The sequence below is a fragment of the Rahnella sp. CG8 genome, assembly GCF_023701875.1.
GTDB lineage: Bacteria > Pseudomonadota > Gammaproteobacteria > Enterobacterales > Enterobacteriaceae > Rahnella > Rahnella aceris.
Genome location: NZ_JABAED010000013.1, coordinates 40,316 through 58,713 on the forward strand (window position 1 = coordinate 40,316; position 18,398 = coordinate 58,713).

Consider the following 18,398-nt stretch of genomic DNA (forward strand, 5'->3'; position numbering starts at 1 on the left):
TTTGGGCGTTCAAGGGGGGTGTACCAGCCCGTGAGGCGGGTACACCCCCTGGGGGGAGGAATGCTCCGTCAGGAGCGATGTGTGAAAACTGCGTGCATTACCCGAAACGGGCGCAGTCCGCGTAGATCAGCTTTTGAGTTGTCGCAGGCCTTCGGCCAGCAGCCAGAGCGCGCGATTGAGGCGGACGTTCTGATCTATGCCTTGCACAGGGCGCGTGCGTTGATGGCGGCCATTGGCAGTCCGCCCGGACAGACCTCCTTTGACGAGGTTTTCCTGAATCCGGTTGAACACCGACCACAAATCCGGCCGATTGTCATCGAATCGGCGTGTCGCCAGAACCTGGCTTTCAGTTATCGGCAGCACCTTGCTTGCGCAGTCATATTTGAGCGTCAGAGCCGACCTTGCGAAGACTTCCGCCTCGCCATCATCGAGCGTGATCGCTCGCATGGCTTCGCGGGAGTCCTGCACCTGGTCGAAGCCACTCAGTACCTTGTAGGCGCCTTCGATTACATGGTCTGTGACATTGCCCTTGTGAGGCACACGAACGTCACCGACGATATCGCCGCACACCAGACCGTTCTGGCACACGAAACGGAACTATGTCCTGTTCCAAACTATGTACACTGCAAGCTTCACAATCTTGCGGCACAGGTAAAAAATATGATCCACCGGACATAGTAAATTTATCTTCTCGGGTATCCCGCCCAGAGGAGAAGATTATGGAACCATCTATCAAAGGTGCTATGGCACTTGTGAAACAAGCATCCGGGCCACTATCGCCGCATCTTGAAACTTACATATCTTCATTGGTTGAGGAACAATATTCCGTCATAAGTGTTAGAACAAAGGCATGGCATACCGTTGCGTTCGATGCCTGGCTTTCAGTTCGAAGTATCCATCTCAAAGAACTGTCGGATACGCATATCGACCAGTTTCATCAGCGTTGTTATCAACCTCGTAGTGATTGCTTCAATGAGCCAAGGTGCCACGAAGTTGCTGAAATACGCCAACTACTACGCTATCTGCGCGAACACAAATTGTGTGAGCCAGCTAAGAGTGCACGACCCCCCACCAACGATATAGTGAATGATTTCAATCAGTTTTTGTTAAATGACAGAGGACTGGCTGTCAATACAGTTCGCAGCTATTGCTCAAATGCAAAAGATTTCCTCATCTACCATTTCGGTACTGATTTGGTTGAGCTCAGTATTTTAAGTGCCAAAGATATAATCAGCTTTGTTCGCGCAAAGGCTCCTCACATACGCCCGCGAACATTGAAACAAGTCATTTCGGGTCTGCGGGCGTTTCTTCGTTATGCTGCATATCGAGGAGAAATAAGCTCTTCATTAGTTAGCGCAGTACCCGCTGTAGCATCATGGAGCACCAAACCATCATTACCCAGAGCAATTGACCCCAGCCACGCAAGTGCGCTCATTAACAGCTGTAATCTCAACACTCCGGTAGGCCTTCGGGATCGGGCTATTCTGCTGTTGCTTGCCCGGCTTGGTTTACGCGGTGGGGAAGTTATCACTTTGGTATTGGAAGATATTGATTGGGGCGCTGGAAATCTGAAAATACACGGCAAAAATGGCTGTGAATGTTTGATGCCAATGCCTGCTGATGTAGGCGAAGCTATTGCAGCTTATTTACAACATGGTCGACAACATAGTCCTGACCGACATGTATTTCTACGCATGCGAGCCCCCATCCGTGGAATGATACATGGTTCTGATGCCGTGGGTGCTATCGTAAGCAATGCGCTGATCCGCGCTGGCATCAATACACCACACAAAGGCTCGCATCAATTTCGCCATGCACTGGCCGTCAATATGTTACAGAAAGGAGCCTCTATTCCAGAGATAGGGGATATGCTGCGTCACCGTAGCGCTACCTCCACTTCAATCTATGCCCGAATTGATATTTCTGCTTTGCGTGGTCTGGCGATACCTTGGCCCGGGAGGAAATCATGAACACGCTGCGAGAAGCATTAGACGAATATCTTCAACTGCGGCGTAGTCTGGGTTTCAAACTACATGATGAGGGTTTGCAACTTCCGCGTTTTATTACTTTTTTAGAAGAACGCGATACTCCGCACATCACTGTTGTATTAGCGATCGAATGGGCGCAATACGCTACATCAGGACAACTAGCTGAATGGGCACGCCGCCTCGGATATATCCGTGGTTTCGCCCGTTATCTTCATGCTGATGATATTCGAACAGAAATTCCACCTCCGGGGATACTTCCGTATAAATCCAAGCGTGCACAACCTTATCTATACTCGGACGATGAAATCGCTCGGTTGCTGGATGCAGCCCTGAAGTTACCCACGAATCGTCACTCGACCCCGTTGCGACCTTGGGTGTTTTACTGCTTGTTTGGACTACTGAGTACGACTGGCATGCGTTATTCAGAGGCTTTAAATTTATTGGTTACCGATGTTGACCTTGAGCAGTCGGTGTTGACTATAAGGGGCGCAAAAAAGGGGCAGGACCGTATTGTTCCACTGCATCAGTCAACTACTGACGTTTTGGGAGAATATCTGCGAAAACGAGAAGCATTTTTTGGCCCAATAGTATCCGCCCACGTTTTCGTTTCAGGTTTAGGCAATCGACTTGATCAAGGGAATGTGCACCGGACATTTTACAAATTGTCTCGGCAGATTGGTTTGCGTGGGGAACATTCCAGTCATGGGCCGCGCATACATGATTTACGGCACCGTTTTGCGGTTCGTATTCTCACAAAGTGGTACCAAAATGGGGAGGATGCAACACGACTCTTGCCCGTGTTATCTACCTATCTTGGCCATGTTCGTGTCCAGGATACATATTGGTACCTGAGTCAATGGCCAGAACTAATGAGTCAGGCTATGACGAGGTTAGAAGACCGCTGGGGAGATAGGGTATGAAAAACTCATTACACCTTGCAGTTCTTATCGAACGATTTTTCACACAACGGCTGATACAGCAGCGCCAAGTCAGCATGCACACGATCGCTTCATATCGCGATACTTTTAAAATGCTACTTCAGTTCGCAAATAAACGTCTGCACAAGCCACCATCGTCGTTAACATTGCCGGAAATTAACGCATCACTCATCACCGACTTTTTGAGCGATCTAGAGGAGACTCGTGGTGTATCTGCCCGTACGCGCAATCTCCGGCTAACTGCGATACATTCGTTTTTTCGCTTCATCGCTTACGAAGCCCCGGATTATTCGGCTCAGATCGAACGTGTATTGGCTATTCCTAATAAGAAATTTGCTCGTGCCCTCGTTCCGTTTCTAAGCCGGGCCGAGGTTGATGCGATCTTGGCCGCGCCCGATTTAGACACATGGTCTGGCCGCCGCGATCATGCGTTGATTCTGCTGGCTGTACAAACCGGACTCCGCCTTTCGGAACTAAATAGTTTGTGTTGTGAAGACGTGAAGTTAGGTACTGCTTCTCATGTGCGGGTTATTGGGAAAGGCCGTAAAGAGCGCTGTACCCCTCTCAGTAAAGCGACGCGCGTAGTGATCGCTGCTTGGTTACATGAACCTGGACATTCAAACGATCAGGCTTTATTCCCGAATGCGCGAGGACAACCTTTGAGTGCACACGGGGTACATTATATCTTGGCCAAACATGTAGCCGCGGCAAGCCTCAACTGTCCGTCTCTTAAACATAAGCGGGTTTCACCACATGTTTTGCGCCACACGACGGCAATGGATCTTCTACAAGCTGGCGTAGACCGATCCGTTATAGCACTGTGGTTAGGACATGAGTCCATTGATACAACTCAAATTTATCTCGATGCAGACCTGGAAATGAAAGAGAGGATGCTCTCTATTACCACGCCACCAGATGGTAAATGTGGGCTGTATCGGCCTGAAGACTCGCTTTTGAAATTCTTAAAGGAATTATGATTTATTCTTTATTAAAGCGAACCTTTGAATGACATAAGGTGAAGGTTTATTTACATCGAGGTGTTACAAAGGTTCAGCTTTAAATAAAATTATATAATGAAGAGTTTATTTTATACCATTATCATATTTAGGAAATTAACTTTTTAGTTAAACTATTTATTATGAAGAGCAAGGTAAGACAATTTTAACATATTCAACCTTTTTATTAGAGCTTCAGCCTTACCAGGATGAAAACGTTTCATGTGTTGAACTTGCCCCATAACTTCAACATAGTCCCCACTTTCGAAAGAGATTTCTTGCCCTTCAGAAATGAGAGTTTCTAACCGATGTACAGCGGCTCGAATCATGCTTTTCTTGGTTTTTTTCAGGCCTGGCTTGATGTTAACGGCCAATTTTGTCACTTCCATACGACTGGCTGAGGTAGAAATTTCGTGTTTAGCCCGTTTTGGATGGTATCCATTAGTTAACAACATGCTATATATTTGGCGTATCACTTCTGTTTTTTCTACATTATCAAGAAATGATTTTGACGATACTACAATATCATCTACATAGCGTGAGTACTTAAGATGACGCATGGATAATTGGTTGTAGAGAAAAGGCTCAGACTGCCAGAAAACAAGATTCGCAAGAAATGAACTGGTTATTGCACCCTGAGGGAGTTCACTTTTTCGGGTTGTTAGTAGGGTCAGGCATCGCGCGACATCACTACTAAAACCGAAAAAACCACGCCAGATTTTAAAAACTTTTTTATAGGTAGTTGATGGGAAAAATGCAGTAATATCTTCGCTAATAACTATTTTAGCTTGGGTATGAATCTCAGCATTCACCTTATAATCACAACCTTTTATGCTTCCCGTAAGATAGGAAGGATAAGCTACATGATCTAGAATATGGGTTTTTATTTTTCGATGAATATCTTTTAAGGGCTTAAAGGCGTCATATGTATGGCGTGTGCTGCCATCAGGCTTGATAACTGACTTTGCCACCCTATACAAGTTATCTGCACGCTCAGCAAGCGCTTGAAGTTGTTCAACAGAAACACCTAAAGCGGCTTGAAGCGCTTCTAACGAACCTATTCGTTGGCGTTTATAATGCGGCAGGATCGTCGATTGATTCATTTAGTAACCCCAGCGCAGTGCGTGCCAGCTCTCCTTGAAGGGATTTATCGATACCCTCAAGATCACCGCGTTCGGCCCCTAAAAAGAAAATTATGCTAACTGGGACATGGAGAGCATGAGCAATTTTAGTCATGGTAGAAAGTGTTGGATCGCGCTTGTTGTTTTCCAACATAGACAGATATGAGACAGAACAGTCAGCATACTGTGCAAGTTCTGTTTGAGAGAACCCTCTACGGGTGCGACAAAGTTTGATCGCTTGTCCAACATTCATACGTAATACTCCAGTAACAAAATATTGGGCTTGCTGTGTCTTGGCTCATAATCACTATTTCATCCAGTCACTAATGTTACTAACTAAACGTAAAATGATATCTATGATGCGAAAAACCCTAAACACGAGTTCACCGTGCGAGCTTTTTTGCACCTCTGGATCTTTAGGAAGTTTGCGTAATTGAAGCAATACTTCATCCAGTTCTGCCAGAGCACTAGCATCGAGTTGGCTGTAATGTGCATCGCGTAATGATTGAAGCGTAGCGATGCTGTTCTTTAAAGTTTGGTTATTCATATAGCTCTCCTTTACCGGCACAACGCCGAAGCCCCGTAACAAGGCGATTAGCCGAAAGGAGCCAACTCGATGCACAAGCCCAACACCAGTTTTCGCGACTTAGAAGCCCCGTTAAATAGTCTATCCATCGCAGCTAATTGCCCGCCAACTATGTGGCAGCCGATTAGATACATATGACCGAATAACGAATCCTCGCGACAGATTGTTACTACCACCTGCCTTGTCTCAAAATCCCCAACTCTGGATGAAGGAGTGACCTGATTACGCAGGCAATTTGCACCGACCTTTCGCTTTTACGGGAAGAGCAACCCTTTAAAGACCAAACCTAGGCGATACGCCTAGCCAAATTCATTACACCACATAAGCATTGAAATAACAAATTATTTCACTCACGGTGAATTTTTCGCGTTTTCACCTCAATTAACTATCTTTTAGTCGTCCACAAGTATTGTGCTCAAGGTGATACATATGCTTCGAAAAAACTGAAACATGATGGCATTATCGTTACTGTAATGGTCAGAAACACAAAACAAGTAGATTTTTCTTATTTTAAACAGATGCCCACTTGAAAATTCTATACCCATCCCCCAGATAAATATTTAACTACTACAGCCGGGAGTTAACATGTCAGAGCAGGTGGAAAGCGACAAGATTAAAATCCTCAGTCTCAATGGTGGCGGAGCAAGAGGACTTTTCACCATCAATGTTCTTGCTGAAATCGAGCGGATAATTGAACAGACGACGGGCAGTACCAATGTAAATGCTGGCGATTACTTTGACCTGATAACAGGCACCTCTATTGGTGGTATTCTGGCCCTAGGTCTAGCATCAGGAAAAACGGCACGTCAGCTGGAGGGAGTATTCCGAAAGCAGGCTCCAATTATTTTCCCAGCGCAAAAGTCTCCGTGGTTATTCCCGAAATCACGCAGAACCCTTCGCCTACTTAGGCAACCTCTCTATGACTCAAATCCACTCGCAGAGACGGTCGAAAGTATGGTTGGTAAAACCACTACTTTTAATGACCTGCAACGCCGAGTAATGATACCGGCCGTTAATCTTTCTACAGGCAAGCCGCAGTTTTTCAAGACGCCCCATAATCCGGAATTTAACCGTGATGGACGCCTCACATTGCTGGATGCTGCTATGGCTACCTCCGCTGCTCCCTCATACTTTGCTCCCCATTATTGTGATGAACTGGATGCATATTTTGCCGATGGCGGCCTGATCGCCAACAATCCTAGCTTAATAGGCATGTACGAAGTCATCAATGATATGCAGTCGGATTTTCCGGGAGCTGACATCAGCAATATCAGCATACTGAACATTGGTACGCTCGGTGAAGAATATACTGTCAGCCCCGCTGTACTGGCGTCCAAAAAAAATAACGGCTATGCCGGTTTATGGGGCGCAGGCGAACGACTTGTACTGACAACAATGACGGCAAATCAGCTTCTGCACAGAGCGATACTTCAGCGAGAACTCCGGCGTAAAGGCGCAATGGATAACTACGTTTATCTGGATGATAAAATTCCCAATGAGGCAGCTTCAGACATTACCCTAGATAACGCCAGCGAGAGCAGCCTGCGTAATCTCGCTAGCCGAGGTAAACAACTTGCCACAGATGAATTTACCAAAAATACCCAGCTCAGGGCTTTTTTCATGACGCCCGCAGCCCCGTTCATTCGTAAGGTTATGGCTACCAAGGAGTAAAACATCATGAGTTGGAATTTTCACCGTTATTATACCAACAGAACTGACGGTTTGATCAGCAAGCTGAAGCTGAGTGATAAAGAATTCGATGCTCTCAAGGCACTTCGTAAACTGATCAGATCACGAACAAGAGACGTTTTTGAGGAGGCCAAAAAACTGGCAGATGAAGGAAATACTTCTGAATGGAGCATTAGGCAAAAAGTTGTAGGTACCCATTTCAGGCACCTTTCACCAGAGGCGCAGGACGAGTTGGCACAACTCATTCAAGGGCTCAGCGAACAAGCCCGCGAGGCTTTTTTACGGCTGACACCACGGTTTTGGACTCAGGGAAGTTTTCAGTATGACACCCTCAACAGTCCTTACAGTACACCGCCTCAGGAAATGGACATTGATGACGGGACTTATCTGCCCATGGCCCTCTTTGATGAAAAACCGGTGATTGGTCACCGCCTTCTACTTCTGCTTGTTGACACGTCACTTAAATCTCTTGTCGCTGAAAATCCCGGCTGGTCTTTTGAGGCAAAGCGGACCTGTGCCCGGATCCGTATCCCTGGAAAAAACACTCACATTGATGTTCCAATGTACGCTATCCCTGAAGAGCAATTCCTGCAAAAAGAAGTAGCGCTGGAATCATTCAGGCAGATGACCTTTGATTCAAATGATGCCCGAGCTGATGCATGGATGCAGAACAGGGATAAATATGAACTGGACTCCACCTCCGTGAACCTCGCATTAAGAGAAGGTGAACAAAAATGGGCCAAAAGCGATCCCAAAATCGTTGAAGACTGGTTTCTTGACAGTTGCCGCCTTAACGGCTGGCACCTAAAGAAAGTCTGCCGTTATATGAAAGCTTGGCGTGATGCTCAGTGGAAAATTAAGGGGCCGTCGTCCATATCTCTCATGGCCGCCACGTTGAACATCCTAAATAAGCATCCTCATGACAGCAGTGATCTCGGGGAAACCATTAAACTGATTGCCAAACATCTGCCCTCAGAATTCAGCGACGGCGTTGATAGCCCGGACCATACAGATCTGAAACCGCTTTTTCCGCCAGCAAATGAACATGGCGAATGGGAACGAGAGGTAGTGAGCAAGCTCAAAGAGTTAAATGAGATTCTAGCTGAAGCAGATGCTGCCGCGACAAAGGAAAATGCTTTGGAAGCTCTTAATAAAGCCTTCGGCAAACGCGTGACAGACTGCAATCTCATTGACATGAAGAGAACGGGCCCAGCCTACAAAGAAGAACCCACTCAAGCTCTGAAACCCGTAGCTATTAGCCAGACAATGATCAGTGGTTAACAGCATGGATTTGATTCGCCAAAGGCATCAGATTTTACTGGGCTGCGGTTATGTTTATACCAACGCCCGATATATTCCCCAGGACTCTCCGCTGGTTCTTCTGAACAATGACGCGGGATTCTATGTCAAAGAGTACCCCACGGTTGCGGGTGCTTTCAGGGTTGCCCTTGCACTTACAGATGATCCTTATACAAGGCTCCCTGCTGCTTTTATTTTGCAGGCACCTGAGCAATTCAACGGACGGTTATTACCTCATGTCAATATGGGCTGGCACCTCTGCTATGTAGAAGAGATGGAGGCTAACTGGGATGCAAATGACCTACTGGGGATTTTCAGAAGTGTTGACCACCAGATAGGTTTAACCCTTAAAAATTCAGTTAGTGCTGTCGGAGCAAACACGGCTGTTAATGCTGAGATGGAGGGGGAGTTTTCTTCCTATTGGTTACCCAAGTACACTGCTTATCTGCTGTCAGATACCATGCGACTGAAAGAACTAAATTGCTTCACTTGCACCACGAAAAGTGTGCATGCAGATGAGAATGATGAGTTAGTTGTCTGTGATGATGAAAATCTTCCCGAACGCGATGCTTGGCTGACCCAGAGAAATTTAGTTCTTCAAGATGCGCGAGGGACACTCTCTCGCAAAATAGAAATCAGACCTACACGGCTGGCTGGTGTAACTTGGCCCCCCGAAAATTTCAGGGCTGTTCTAAGCTGGCTTGCCGAAGTTGATAACGTAGCTTGGTTACATCTTATTGAGCACTTTATTAAGCACCCAGTAAAACGACATCTGATACTGCTGGATGTTATTAATCAGGATATGGTCGGATTTTGGGTTGAACTTGATCTGGCTGCCCTAGCTCTGAACTCATATCAGTCGCCCAAAAGCCGTAGGAAAGGCAAAGCAAGCCGCGTTAATTTCAGCCACCTTGCCAACACATTATCTTCAAAACATGCGGTTCGAAAATTCTATCGCGTGGGGGTAGTGAAGGCCGATAGACAGTCGATTCTCAGTCGAAATCGTCGGGGAACAGAGCCAGGTGACCTGAGCACCAAGAATATTGCGCTTATTGGCTGCGGGACGATCGGCGGCTACCTTGCTGGTCTGTTACTGCGTTCCGGTGCTGGTTGCGGAGAGAAGAAATTTCACCTCTTTGACAGCGACCAATTTAAGCCCGCGAACTTTGGCCGACATGCACTCACAACGTCCGACGTGGGCAGGAACAAAGCTGAAGCGCTCGTCCTGACGCTGACATCGTCCTCACACCTTGCTCAGAATATTGAAGCATTTCCTATACGTTTTCCCATCAATGAGAGCCAGCTTAAGCTCTACGATATCGTGATTGACGCCACAGGGAGACCGCCTGTCTCTGGACGTCTTGCCTGGGTGGCGAGGACGCTGAAACCAGCTGATCGCCCCATTCTGGTCCATGGCTTTAATGATGGTAATGGGCGAGCATCAAAGGTCATTGTTGATGACGGTAGCTGTTGCTATGGATGCCTTTTCGCAGACGAGGCTTTCTATAAAAACGGCATTGACCTGAGATTTAAGGACTTAGACATGAAAGGCGAACGGCACATAAGCTGCGGTAGTACTTACACCCCCTATGACGCCGCTGTTAGCATCATGACAGCGGGAATGATGCAGGAAGCTGTTCTGACCACTCTTGAACCTGCGAGGCGCTGGACATACAGCGAACATATGCTTGAATGTGGGCGGACTAGAAAACAACAACTTTTACCGGCTCATCCTCGGTGTGGAATATGCCATGGCCATTAACGAACTTACTTTTGAGGACGCCAGTGGCCACCTTGTGGTTATCACTTCCAATGTGCTGAGCCGGCTGCTTTCTTTTCGCCAGTTGACTCCAGACAGTCATGAGGCGGCGGGAGTTCTAATCGGCGAACGTCGTGGTGCTCATCTGGTAATCCATACCATTTCTGAGCCAGGAGAGGGGGACCTGCAAAGCCGCTCGTCTGTGGATCGTTGCGGAACGCACCATCAGGCAGTAGTGAATGATGCTTTTCGTAACTCTTCAGGCACACTGCAATATCTTGGAGAGTGGCATACACACCCAGAAGATTACCCGCAGCCATCATCGCGTGACAGACAAAGCTGGCGAATGTATTTGACTGCTTCCGTCCCCATGGTTCTCATCATTGTGGGAAGAAAACACCTGTGGGCTGCAAAGAAAACGGAAGACGTTATAATGACTCTCACAAAGACATAACCACGAGGATAAGCCGTCTCCTACTGAAGTGTCTTGATGCTTTCCAGAACTGCATACCATAATCTTCGAATCTTCATTACAGATTTAGATACCTCTCGATCCCTTGTTGCCCTAGAGCTCTTAAAGTATAACGCCGGCTCCTCACTTTATAAAAATGAGCACGAACTTGATGACTCTTTTCACCCCTCAGACCTTACTGAAAGCGATCTAGTAATTTGCAAACTGTTGATTAAGCAAATTGCGTATGAGCGGTCAGTTGCATGCAAATATCTAGCTAGTGCGTCAGTAAAGCCTTTTCTATACATACAAAAATAAGTTTTAAATTAAACAAAATCAGAAGATTGAAAAATATCAGGACATAGTTCTTTACTGCACATAGTTCCGTTTATGTCCTGCGGGACATAAACGGAACATGCCAGCCAGCATTTGATAGCTGCTGGTGCCATCATGCGAATTGAGCAAGATGATTTCATTCGCCTCTTTGCTGTTGATCTGGCTTGCATGGCGAAGGCGGAGCATGTGTTTCGTGAAGTCGCGACGATCTTCATGACGCACACGGGTCTGGCACACCATGAAGGGCTCGAACCCTTCATTGCGTAGTTTAGCCAGCACGGCGGAGGTTGGTATATAGCTGTACCGTTCGGAGCGGCTTTCATGCGGTGTATCCGCGAAAATGGAGGGAGCGACTGCGATAATCTGGTCATCCGACAGCGGATGATCTGTACGCAGTACCGGGGTACGTGATGCGAAACGAGATGCGAGTTGCATGTCTATCTCCTTGAGGATTGGGCAAGCGACATCGACGGCTGGCACAACGTCAGACGCGCACGCATGCGTTGAAAATCTGCAATGCAGGGACAGTCAGAAGACTGGTGGACAGGAATTTCAGGGGGCTGGAATGGCAGATGCCGAACGCGCTATGTGCCTGTGATCGTAGTACTACCGTACACCCGCTCGCCATTTCGGCGATTAAGTGGATGCACGTTCCAGATAGCTGAGAGGGCAGCTGGAGTAAAAGGGATGAACAGATTCAACCATCGACTTGTCGCCCCACTCGTTGAGATAGCTCTGCAGCAAGGTACAGCCGCTGTTGGTGCGGTTAGGTTTCGTCCTTGTTCAGTCGTTCGATGTTCGAGAGGGTCATCCCGACCAGGTGGGCGCGGATTTCGATGACCATCCATCCACTGGTTTTGTAGATTGAGGGACGAATTTCGGTGATAACGCAATCACCGTCATATTTGCCTTCGTCATACTGGCTCAGTTCGACATTCTTGATGACGAACTCGCTAATGCTGGTTGTCAGGCGGTCGACATTGAAGTCGCCGTTCCTGCCGCGGATGGTCTTGATGGCCAACCGGGCCTTTCGGACAACACCGTGTCAGCGATGCTCGGTTGATGAAAAGAACAAGCCCCCGGTGAGGGGGCCTTGCGGATCAGAACGACTCGGACAGTGCTGGTGCTTGTGCATCAGCGGCTTCGTCTGCAGGTTCGGCAACCGACTCTGATAGTTCCGGAGCCGGCTCTTCCTGAGGAACAGGAGCCGGTGCAGCGGATTGCTCCGCAACATCCTGTTCGGACTTGACCGGCTTGGTTTCGGCCTTGTACTTCAGGACGCCATCGACCTTTATCCAACTGATAAACAGCAGGCGGGCCTTCAGGCTGACGCCCTGTTCACCGGTACGCTTCCCCTTTGAATAGGTGAAAGTGTCGGCCCACAGGTCGCCCATACGGAACCCGATCATCACTTTCTTTTCCGCCTCGACGGCATCGATGCAGCGACGCACCAGGTGCTGGGCATCTGTGCCTGAAACGCGCGTATCGAAGCGCACATACGAGACATCGTCGCTCGGACCATTGAGCGCAGCGATATCGCAGGCCAGGAAGGGATCACCTTTCTTCGGCTTTACTTCGCGGATGCGATTGAGATAGCCGAGGCCGGTGATGTGCAGGTCGAAAAAGGACTTTTCGGTGGAAGTGGTCATGGTGAATCTCCAGACTTGAGGACAAGAATGCGGAGACACACCGACCCCGTTCGGGAAGTGTGTAACCCCCGCGCGGGTTGATAGATCGTGAGATCCGGCAACAACTAGGGTGGCATCACCGCTGATTGCTCGACGGTCGTTCGCGCTTGGATGCCGAGTGCGAACTGGTGCGATCACGCGGACGGAACCGCGACGTAGCCTTGAAGATCGTGGCTACCTGGGCATGTTGCTGACCGAGGTCAGCGCAGCATGGCGGTAGAGTGGCATCCGCTGCGCCGGCCAGCTATTCGGAATCGGTACTGGTTCGTAGCCCTATTGTTCGGTCAGCGCACTTGAGTGGGGGCTTGCGTGCGGACATCTTCGTGGGACACATCTCGCATGCTGCCGGCATCCAGGCCTTTCGATCGGGAAGGTGCGCCAGACAGGCCGTGCGGAACTCCACACGAAAAATAGCCCCCATCAAGGGGGCTTGGTTGGAGCAGTGTGTTGTTATGAACCGCAACCGGCAGGGCAACAACCCAGCTCGATTCCGTGCGTGCAGTAGCCGTGCTCGGCATTCCAGTCGTGGGTTTCCTGCCTCTCGGCAGATGTTGTGTAATCCCAGTCCTGCGCGATCTGCAGAGCTTGTGCCCGTTGGTTTTCGGGCAGTCGATCGATGTGTCGTTCAATCTCCGAACTGAAGCGTTCGACGTAAAAGTCGTGAGACAGTCCGCAGCCGTTGCTGGCTTGTACGGCGATCTTTTCGCAGACGGCCCGCCACGCGGTTTCATCAAACGCGAGACCGTTATCGCCGATAGGTTGTGAGGATGTGCTGCAGGTAATTGCTGGCATGATGGATATCTCCAGTAAGAAACCGGAGTCCTCCCTCGCTGGGACAGGACTCCGGCGGGTGAATGAAACGTCGCGACTGTGAGCAGCGCGATCGGTTCGTCGTTCAGTCGTCGCTCTGAGTGGGTGAAACGGCTTGCAGGAACAGTTGTGTCGGCGTGGCGGATAGTTTGAGATCGTCCTCGCTGCTCAGGATGCGTGCGAACACGCTGTCCTGCAGTTCGAAACGTTCTGCGAAATCGTCCCCTCCCAACTCGGCTTGGGCGAGTTCCCACCAGTCATCGAACGGGTCGATGTCAGGGTTGCAGCCGATGGCATAGGCCAGCAGCTTCTGACGCCCCTCTGGCGTTCGCTCACCACGCTCGGCAAGGAAGTAGACGCCGTGGTCCTTTACCAGGACGACGCGGCATTTGTTCGCCTTGGCTTCGGTGAGCACAGGGCGTAAGTCGGCACCTTTGAAACGTAGTGACATGGACGGAATCTCCTGTGTGGAATAGTGAAAGCTCCCCAACCCTCTGGATGGAGAGCCGCTGCGGTACATGACCGGTTGATGGAAAGCCGGGGCTGGAAGTCTTGAGGTCAGCTGTAGAACTGTTGGGCCTCACGCCGGGGAACGAGCCGCGCGTCGTGGCCGACCGATATCGGCAGCACTGCGTCACGGGCCTTATCGGCTGTGAAACATGTCGCCTGATCGAGCGGGACCCAACCGAACTTGTTGGACCAGAAGCCCGTGCTGCCACTGATGGCCGACTCGTTGGGCGAATACACTACCCAGGAGTCGCTTGCCATGAACGTCACTCCAGCAACGCCTGGCGTCTGCGGGCGGGTCTGGCGTCGATCACGTTCACGTCGATCAGGCGCCAGCGCCCGTCGTCGATGAGGCGTTCGAGCACTTCGCCGAGGCTGTCGAAATACACCTCGTCGATGCGCTCGACCAGCTCGTCGCCCTGGCGTAGCTCGATCACGTATACGTCGCCAGCTCGGTCATAGAGCACGGTGACCCGGCCCACGAACTTTGCTGTTGAGACGGAGAAGCTGATCGCAGGCGGCGTTTCGATGATTTTGTCCGGCGTCGGATCGACCCAGGTGAAGTCCTTCGCTCCGGCATCGACCAGCAGATGCGTTATCTTGCGGAAGCGATCAGGCGCCGGCAGTTCTTCCAGTTGCCGGATGAGGTCGTGCAGTTCCGGGCATTTCGGCTCGGGGATGGGCAGTTTGGCCGGTGCTGAACCGAGGATGTGCGTCTTGATGGTGTAGGGCTTGCCATCCGACGAATACTCAGTTCGCTCCTCCGGCGTGTCCGCGCGTAATCCGTCGAAACGGCGCCGTGCATAGGGGCTGACATGCACGTGAGCGCCCTCGTCGGGCGTGGCGGTGACCAGTTGCTGATCGAGCACAGCGAATTCGGCACGGCCGGTCTTGAGGATGATCGCATCGTCGGTCCTGGCGATGACTTTGCCATCGAAGGGGGTGGGGTCCATACAGAAACCGAGCATGTTCGGCTGCGGCAGACCGTCGAAGATGCGGTACTTGAACGAACGGACGTTGCGTGGAACGTAGGCCGAAACGAGCGAGGATATTTGGCTCTCGATGATGGAACGGTTCATGGAAGTTCTCCTGGAAATAAAACAAGGGACTTCCAGCCCGTAAGGGATGGGTCCCTTGCGGTGAGGTGAATGGACGCGGGATGCGTCCGGCGATGAGGATGACCAGTGCCGAAACACCGCAGTCTCGAAGGTCTGGACTGCCTGGGATGCTGCTGGTTACACCAGCTGACATGGGGCCAGCATGGCCGGGGCAACACGACGGCGCGCGGAACAAATCATATCCCGGCGTTCCCGCATTGATTCAGCGCGGACAGGAAAAGGCCCCCGGGTGTCCGGGGGCTGCGGGTTGATCAGAGGTTTTCGTACACGAAGCAATGCGCCCGCTGCGCGGGGAAGAACACATGCTTCCAGCGGTCGCCGTGGCTGTTGCCGCCATCGAACAAAATCATCTCGTAGCGGTCGATGTCGGTATCAAGCAGGCTGAGGGGGGCGATCTCGTGCATGCGCAGTTCGGCGTCGTGGCGCTGGAGTACCAGTGTGTGTCCCACGGCATCATCCTGGCTCATGGCGTTGATGCAGGCCCCAAACTGCTGGTCGAAGTCCGGCTCAAGGCCGTGCTCGCCCATCAGACCATTGACGATGGCATCGAGGTTGAGGTTGTCGGGCAGTCTGCTCCTGTCGATTTGGTGCTGGCACAGGTCACGGACGATGTTTGTGAGTTGCAGCAGCAAGGTGTGCAAGTTCACGTTCTTATGAAGCATGATGAGTCTCCTGTAACAGGAGCGGGCTACTCACCTTTGCGGGTGTGGCAGCCCGCAACGTTGACAATGAAGTGAATCGGGCCGTCAGGCCCAGTCGTCGTAAAGCGGCAGGCCGTCGAGCACGGCAGCATCGGCATCGAAGATCAGCAACCGCACGTCCGCCCGGCCGGCCAGAGACAAGGCATTAACCAGGCATTCAGGCATGCCCTTGTCGTGGAACGTTTGTCGCAGTTCCTCGGCGGTGATGCCTTCCACATCCTGCAGATGGGTATCCGTCCAGGGAGTGGAGAGCAGCTTGACGCCGATTGCCGGGCTGTACGGCATATGAAACGCGATGAACAGTAAGTCGGTCGGCATGTTGATGTCCGCCCATTCCATCAGGCAGTTGCTGCCCTTTTGAGTGAGGTGAGCGCTGCTGATCTCCCAGGCGCGACTGTAAAAGCCCGTCTCGAATTGCAGATTGCGCACTATCGCCTGCGCGGTCTCCAGCGAGTAGCTGTCGCCAATGTGGATGAGGCCGTCTTCGGGGACCCTGCCGTAGATGCTGTGGACCACCGCCTGTATGGAGCCACTGCCGAAGCAGAGCGCATCGAGTTCGGCTGGCACGATTTGGTCTTCCGTGATCAGCGCGAACTCCTCGTTGAAGATGCATGCACGGTGGGCCACCTGTTCATTGGCCAGGTGTGCCTGCGATGGGTGTAGCGGCAGGAAAGTCTGGGGATGGCGATCGTCGTAGCTGATAACGACGGTGCGCCAGATCTCGAAACCGTAATACCCGCGTGCGAAAGGATTGGATGGACTATCTATGATGGGATTCTCAGATGAGGGGGAAAGGGCCATGGGAGATCTCCTTTGCAGATAAAAGGAAGGCAGCGCGAGATGTGCTGCGTCGTCGTTTCTGTTGGGGAAAAAGGCATCGACACCTGGGCTGGTGCGCGTCCGCGGACTCGATGCGTTGCGGACTGGAGGGTCGCGCGGTAAAACTGCGGCAGCCTCAGGACCCCGGCTGCAGGCATGGCGCTGACAATGTCAGCAACACATGCAGTCAGCTTCTTGCGCTGCTGTGGCAGAGTCAGCAAAAAATGGTAATCCTGCGCTGCCCGATTGATGCTGCGCGCATGAAAAAGCCCCGCAAATGCGGGGCTGCTGGTGTGCCTGGAAAAACGGAGATCAGGCGAACTGCAGGCGTGTGATCGGCGGGTGTTCTCTGTGCTCGGCCTGCCACAGGTCATAAGCCGCCTGCTCGGCGAGATATTGCCGCGCGCTGCCCAGTCCGGCCAACTCAAGCCGGTGGGCAAGATCTGCGCTGATCGCTGCGTGCCCGTTCAGCACGGTAGAGAGCTGCCCTCGCGAGTAACCGATGTGCCGGGCCAGGCCCGCCACCGTCATGTTGATCGCGGGCAGCACGTCCTCGCGCAACGCTTCACCCGGATGGGGAGGATTGTGCATAGCCATATCGACCTCCTGCTCAGTGATAGTCCAGGTAATCGATCAGCTCCACGTCGGAGCCGTCGAACCGGAAGATGACGCGCCAGTTGCCTGACACACTAACCGACCAGAAACCGGCGAGCTTCCCCTTGAGGGGATGCAGCCGGTTGCCGGGCCGGTCCAGGTCGCTTGGGATCTGCGCCACGTCCAGGGATGCCAGCAGACGCCGCAGGCGGGGAACATGACCGGCGTGAACGCCAGATGTGTCCCCACGCTGGTGCAGCGCCCGAAGCCCCTTGTGGCGGAAAGATCGGATCACGATAGCCAGAGTGTAAGGCCTGACCTTACACTTTTCAAGTGCAACGGTTGGGAGTCCATGCAGTTTGCTCCTTCTGGATCAGGACCGCACAAGGCGGCAGGGTGGTCAGGGATTATTTGCTGCCCAGGACGTGCTGCTTCCACAAGGCGAAAGCCTCATCCGGCGGTAGCTCGGCCAGGATGACGATGGGTTGCTTCTGCTGCTCGCGTAGCTTCGCGAAGTAGGTGGTGCGGTCGGCGATGGTCTTGAGCTTGACGCGTTTAAGGAACAGCAGCTTGCCGTCCTTGATGAACAGCACCTTGTTGTTGATGTCACGGGAATACGCGGTACGCAGCTTGCGATCGGCATGCTGTGCGGTGGCCAGGAGGTCGACCAGATAGTCGAGAGTGACGTCGATGATGAATGGTGCATCGGCATCGCCGGAGGCACTGCTTTCCAGTCTGTCGGGGGGCAGGCTCCTGGCAAACGCTTCAGCTTCGGCCAGCAGTGCGGCCTTGCCCTGGAGTGGGCTGACGTCGGTGGGGCCGCCGTAGCCGCCATTACTGGCTTCTGCAATGGCTGAGCCGTCGAACAGCACGGTGGCAGTGAAGCACAGCGTTTCTTCGCTGGCGAACTCGGCGACCTTGAGGTTCTTGAGGGCGATGCGGTCTTGCTTGATGGTGGTTTTCATAAGCATTCCTTGTGAGCTACAGGGAAAGGTAACG

Annotated in this window: 21 protein-coding genes and 1 pseudogene; 7 read left to right on the forward strand and 15 right to left on the reverse strand. The window is 51.4% G+C overall.

From position 1 onward, the window contains the following. Positions 1-126 precede the first annotated feature (126 nt). A complete protein-coding gene (locus tag HGO41_RS13795; protein ID WP_502947381.1) occupies positions 127-588 on the reverse strand; it encodes a DUF932 domain-containing protein in 462 nt (153 codons plus the stop codon). Positions 589-719: 131 nt separating this feature from the next. Here HGO41_RS13795 and HGO41_RS13800 point away from each other — a divergent pair, with 131 nt between their 5' ends. The 3 genes from HGO41_RS13800 to HGO41_RS13810 are packed head-to-tail and all read left to right on the forward strand — an operon-like array spanning position 720 to position 3,903. Next, complete coding sequence (locus tag HGO41_RS13800) at positions 720-1,970, forward strand: tyrosine-type recombinase/integrase (protein ID WP_250981127.1); 1,251 nt, start codon at positions 720-722, stop codon at positions 1,968-1,970. Continuing rightward, entirely contained in the window at positions 1,967-2,908 is a 942-nt protein-coding gene (locus HGO41_RS13805) for a tyrosine-type recombinase/integrase (protein ID WP_250981128.1), read from the forward strand. The genes HGO41_RS13800 and HGO41_RS13805 overlap by 4 nt, the downstream gene beginning before the upstream one ends. Next, positions 2,905-3,903, forward strand: coding sequence for a site-specific integrase (locus tag HGO41_RS13810; RefSeq protein ID WP_250981129.1), 999 nt, complete (start codon positions 2,905-2,907; stop codon positions 3,901-3,903). The genes HGO41_RS13805 and HGO41_RS13810 overlap by 4 nt, the downstream gene beginning before the upstream one ends. A 152-nt stretch (positions 3,904-4,055) precedes the next feature. Here HGO41_RS13810 and HGO41_RS13815 read toward each other — a convergent pair whose 3' ends face one another. The 3 genes from HGO41_RS13815 to HGO41_RS13825 are packed head-to-tail and all read right to left on the reverse strand — an operon-like array spanning position 4,056 to position 5,589. Then, entirely contained in the window at positions 4,056-5,024 is a 969-nt protein-coding gene (locus HGO41_RS13815) for a reverse transcriptase family protein (protein WP_250981130.1), read from the reverse strand. Continuing rightward, entirely contained in the window at positions 4,993-5,295 is a 303-nt protein-coding gene (locus HGO41_RS13820) for a helix-turn-helix domain-containing protein (RefSeq protein ID WP_250981131.1), read from the reverse strand. Before HGO41_RS13820 ends, HGO41_RS13815 begins: the two co-directional genes overlap by 32 nt. A gap of 54 nt (positions 5,296-5,349) precedes the next feature. Continuing rightward, the gene (locus HGO41_RS13825) at positions 5,350-5,589 is read right to left on the reverse strand and encodes a hypothetical protein (RefSeq protein ID WP_250981132.1); all 240 of its coding nucleotides are present in this window, start codon (positions 5,587-5,589) and stop codon (positions 5,350-5,352) included. 624 nt (positions 5,590-6,213) lie between these two features. Here HGO41_RS13825 and HGO41_RS13830 point away from each other — a divergent pair. From HGO41_RS13830 to cap3, 4 genes are read left to right on the forward strand one after another with little or no spacing between them, the layout of a single operon-like run. Then, positions 6,214-7,299: a CBASS cGAMP-activated phospholipase gene (locus HGO41_RS13830; protein ID WP_250981133.1), complete on the forward strand. Its 1,086-nt coding sequence runs from the start codon at positions 6,214-6,216 to the stop codon at positions 7,297-7,299. A 6-nt stretch (positions 7,300-7,305) separates the two neighbouring features. Beyond that, positions 7,306-8,598 carry a CBASS cGAMP synthase gene (locus tag HGO41_RS13835; RefSeq protein ID WP_250981134.1) on the forward strand — a complete coding sequence of 431 codons (1,293 nt, stop codon included), beginning with the start codon at positions 7,306-7,308 and terminating at the stop codon, positions 8,596-8,598. Between the two features lie 4 nt (positions 8,599-8,602). Continuing rightward, a complete protein-coding gene (locus tag HGO41_RS13840; protein ID WP_250981135.1) occupies positions 8,603-10,378 on the forward strand; it encodes an E2/UBC family protein in 1,776 nt (591 codons plus the stop codon). After that, complete coding sequence (cap3, locus tag HGO41_RS13845) at positions 10,368-10,829, forward strand: CBASS system CD-NTase/cGAS isopeptidase Cap3 (RefSeq protein ID WP_250981136.1); 462 nt, start codon at positions 10,368-10,370, stop codon at positions 10,827-10,829. The genes HGO41_RS13840 and cap3 overlap by 11 nt, the downstream gene beginning before the upstream one ends. A gap of 390 nt (positions 10,830-11,219) precedes the next feature. Here cap3 and HGO41_RS13850 read toward each other — a convergent pair. The 11 genes and pseudogenes from HGO41_RS13850 to HGO41_RS13900 all read right to left on the reverse strand — a co-directional run. After that, positions 11,220-11,597: pseudogene (locus HGO41_RS13850) on the reverse strand (DUF932 domain-containing protein); the annotation flags it as partial. 331 nt (positions 11,598-11,928) lie between these two features. Next, positions 11,929-12,183 (reverse strand): DUF3275 family protein, encoded by a 255-nt coding sequence (locus HGO41_RS13855; protein ID WP_502947382.1) that lies wholly within the window; start codon positions 12,181-12,183, stop codon positions 11,929-11,931. Positions 12,184-12,262: 79 nt separating this feature from the next. Beyond that, positions 12,263-12,811, reverse strand: a complete 549-nt coding sequence (locus HGO41_RS13860) for an STY4534 family ICE replication protein (protein ID WP_129544547.1) — start codon at positions 12,809-12,811, stop codon at positions 12,263-12,265. Positions 12,812-13,300: 489 nt separating this feature from the next. Then, a complete protein-coding gene (locus HGO41_RS13865; RefSeq protein WP_250981137.1) occupies positions 13,301-13,642 on the reverse strand; it encodes a hypothetical protein in 342 nt (113 codons plus the stop codon). A gap of 103 nt (positions 13,643-13,745) precedes the next feature. After that, positions 13,746-14,111 carry a DUF3085 domain-containing protein gene (locus tag HGO41_RS13870; protein WP_129544545.1) on the reverse strand — a complete coding sequence of 122 codons (366 nt, stop codon included), beginning with the start codon at positions 14,109-14,111 and terminating at the stop codon, positions 13,746-13,748. Between the two features lie 322 nt (positions 14,112-14,433). Next, entirely contained in the window at positions 14,434-15,246 is an 813-nt protein-coding gene (locus HGO41_RS13875; RefSeq protein WP_129544543.1) for a GTPase, read from the reverse strand. Positions 15,247-15,536: 290 nt separating this feature from the next. Beyond that, positions 15,537-15,947: a hypothetical protein gene (locus HGO41_RS13880; protein ID WP_250981138.1), complete on the reverse strand. Its 411-nt coding sequence runs from the start codon at positions 15,945-15,947 to the stop codon at positions 15,537-15,539. A gap of 84 nt (positions 15,948-16,031) precedes the next feature. Then, complete coding sequence (locus HGO41_RS13885) at positions 16,032-16,787, reverse strand: DUF5983 family protein (protein WP_165283122.1); 756 nt, start codon at positions 16,785-16,787, stop codon at positions 16,032-16,034. Between the two features lie 330 nt (positions 16,788-17,117). Next, a complete protein-coding gene (locus HGO41_RS13890) occupies positions 17,118-17,402 on the reverse strand; it encodes a HigA family addiction module antitoxin (protein WP_129544542.1) in 285 nt (94 codons plus the stop codon). A gap of 13 nt (positions 17,403-17,415) precedes the next feature. Beyond that, complete coding sequence (locus HGO41_RS13895) at positions 17,416-17,694, reverse strand: type II toxin-antitoxin system RelE/ParE family toxin (protein WP_129544541.1); 279 nt, start codon at positions 17,692-17,694, stop codon at positions 17,416-17,418. 112 nt (positions 17,695-17,806) lie between these two features. Further along, positions 17,807-18,364 carry a hypothetical protein gene (locus tag HGO41_RS13900; RefSeq protein WP_129544540.1) on the reverse strand — a complete coding sequence of 186 codons (558 nt, stop codon included), beginning with the start codon at positions 18,362-18,364 and terminating at the stop codon, positions 17,807-17,809. Positions 18,365-18,398 lie beyond the last annotated feature (34 nt).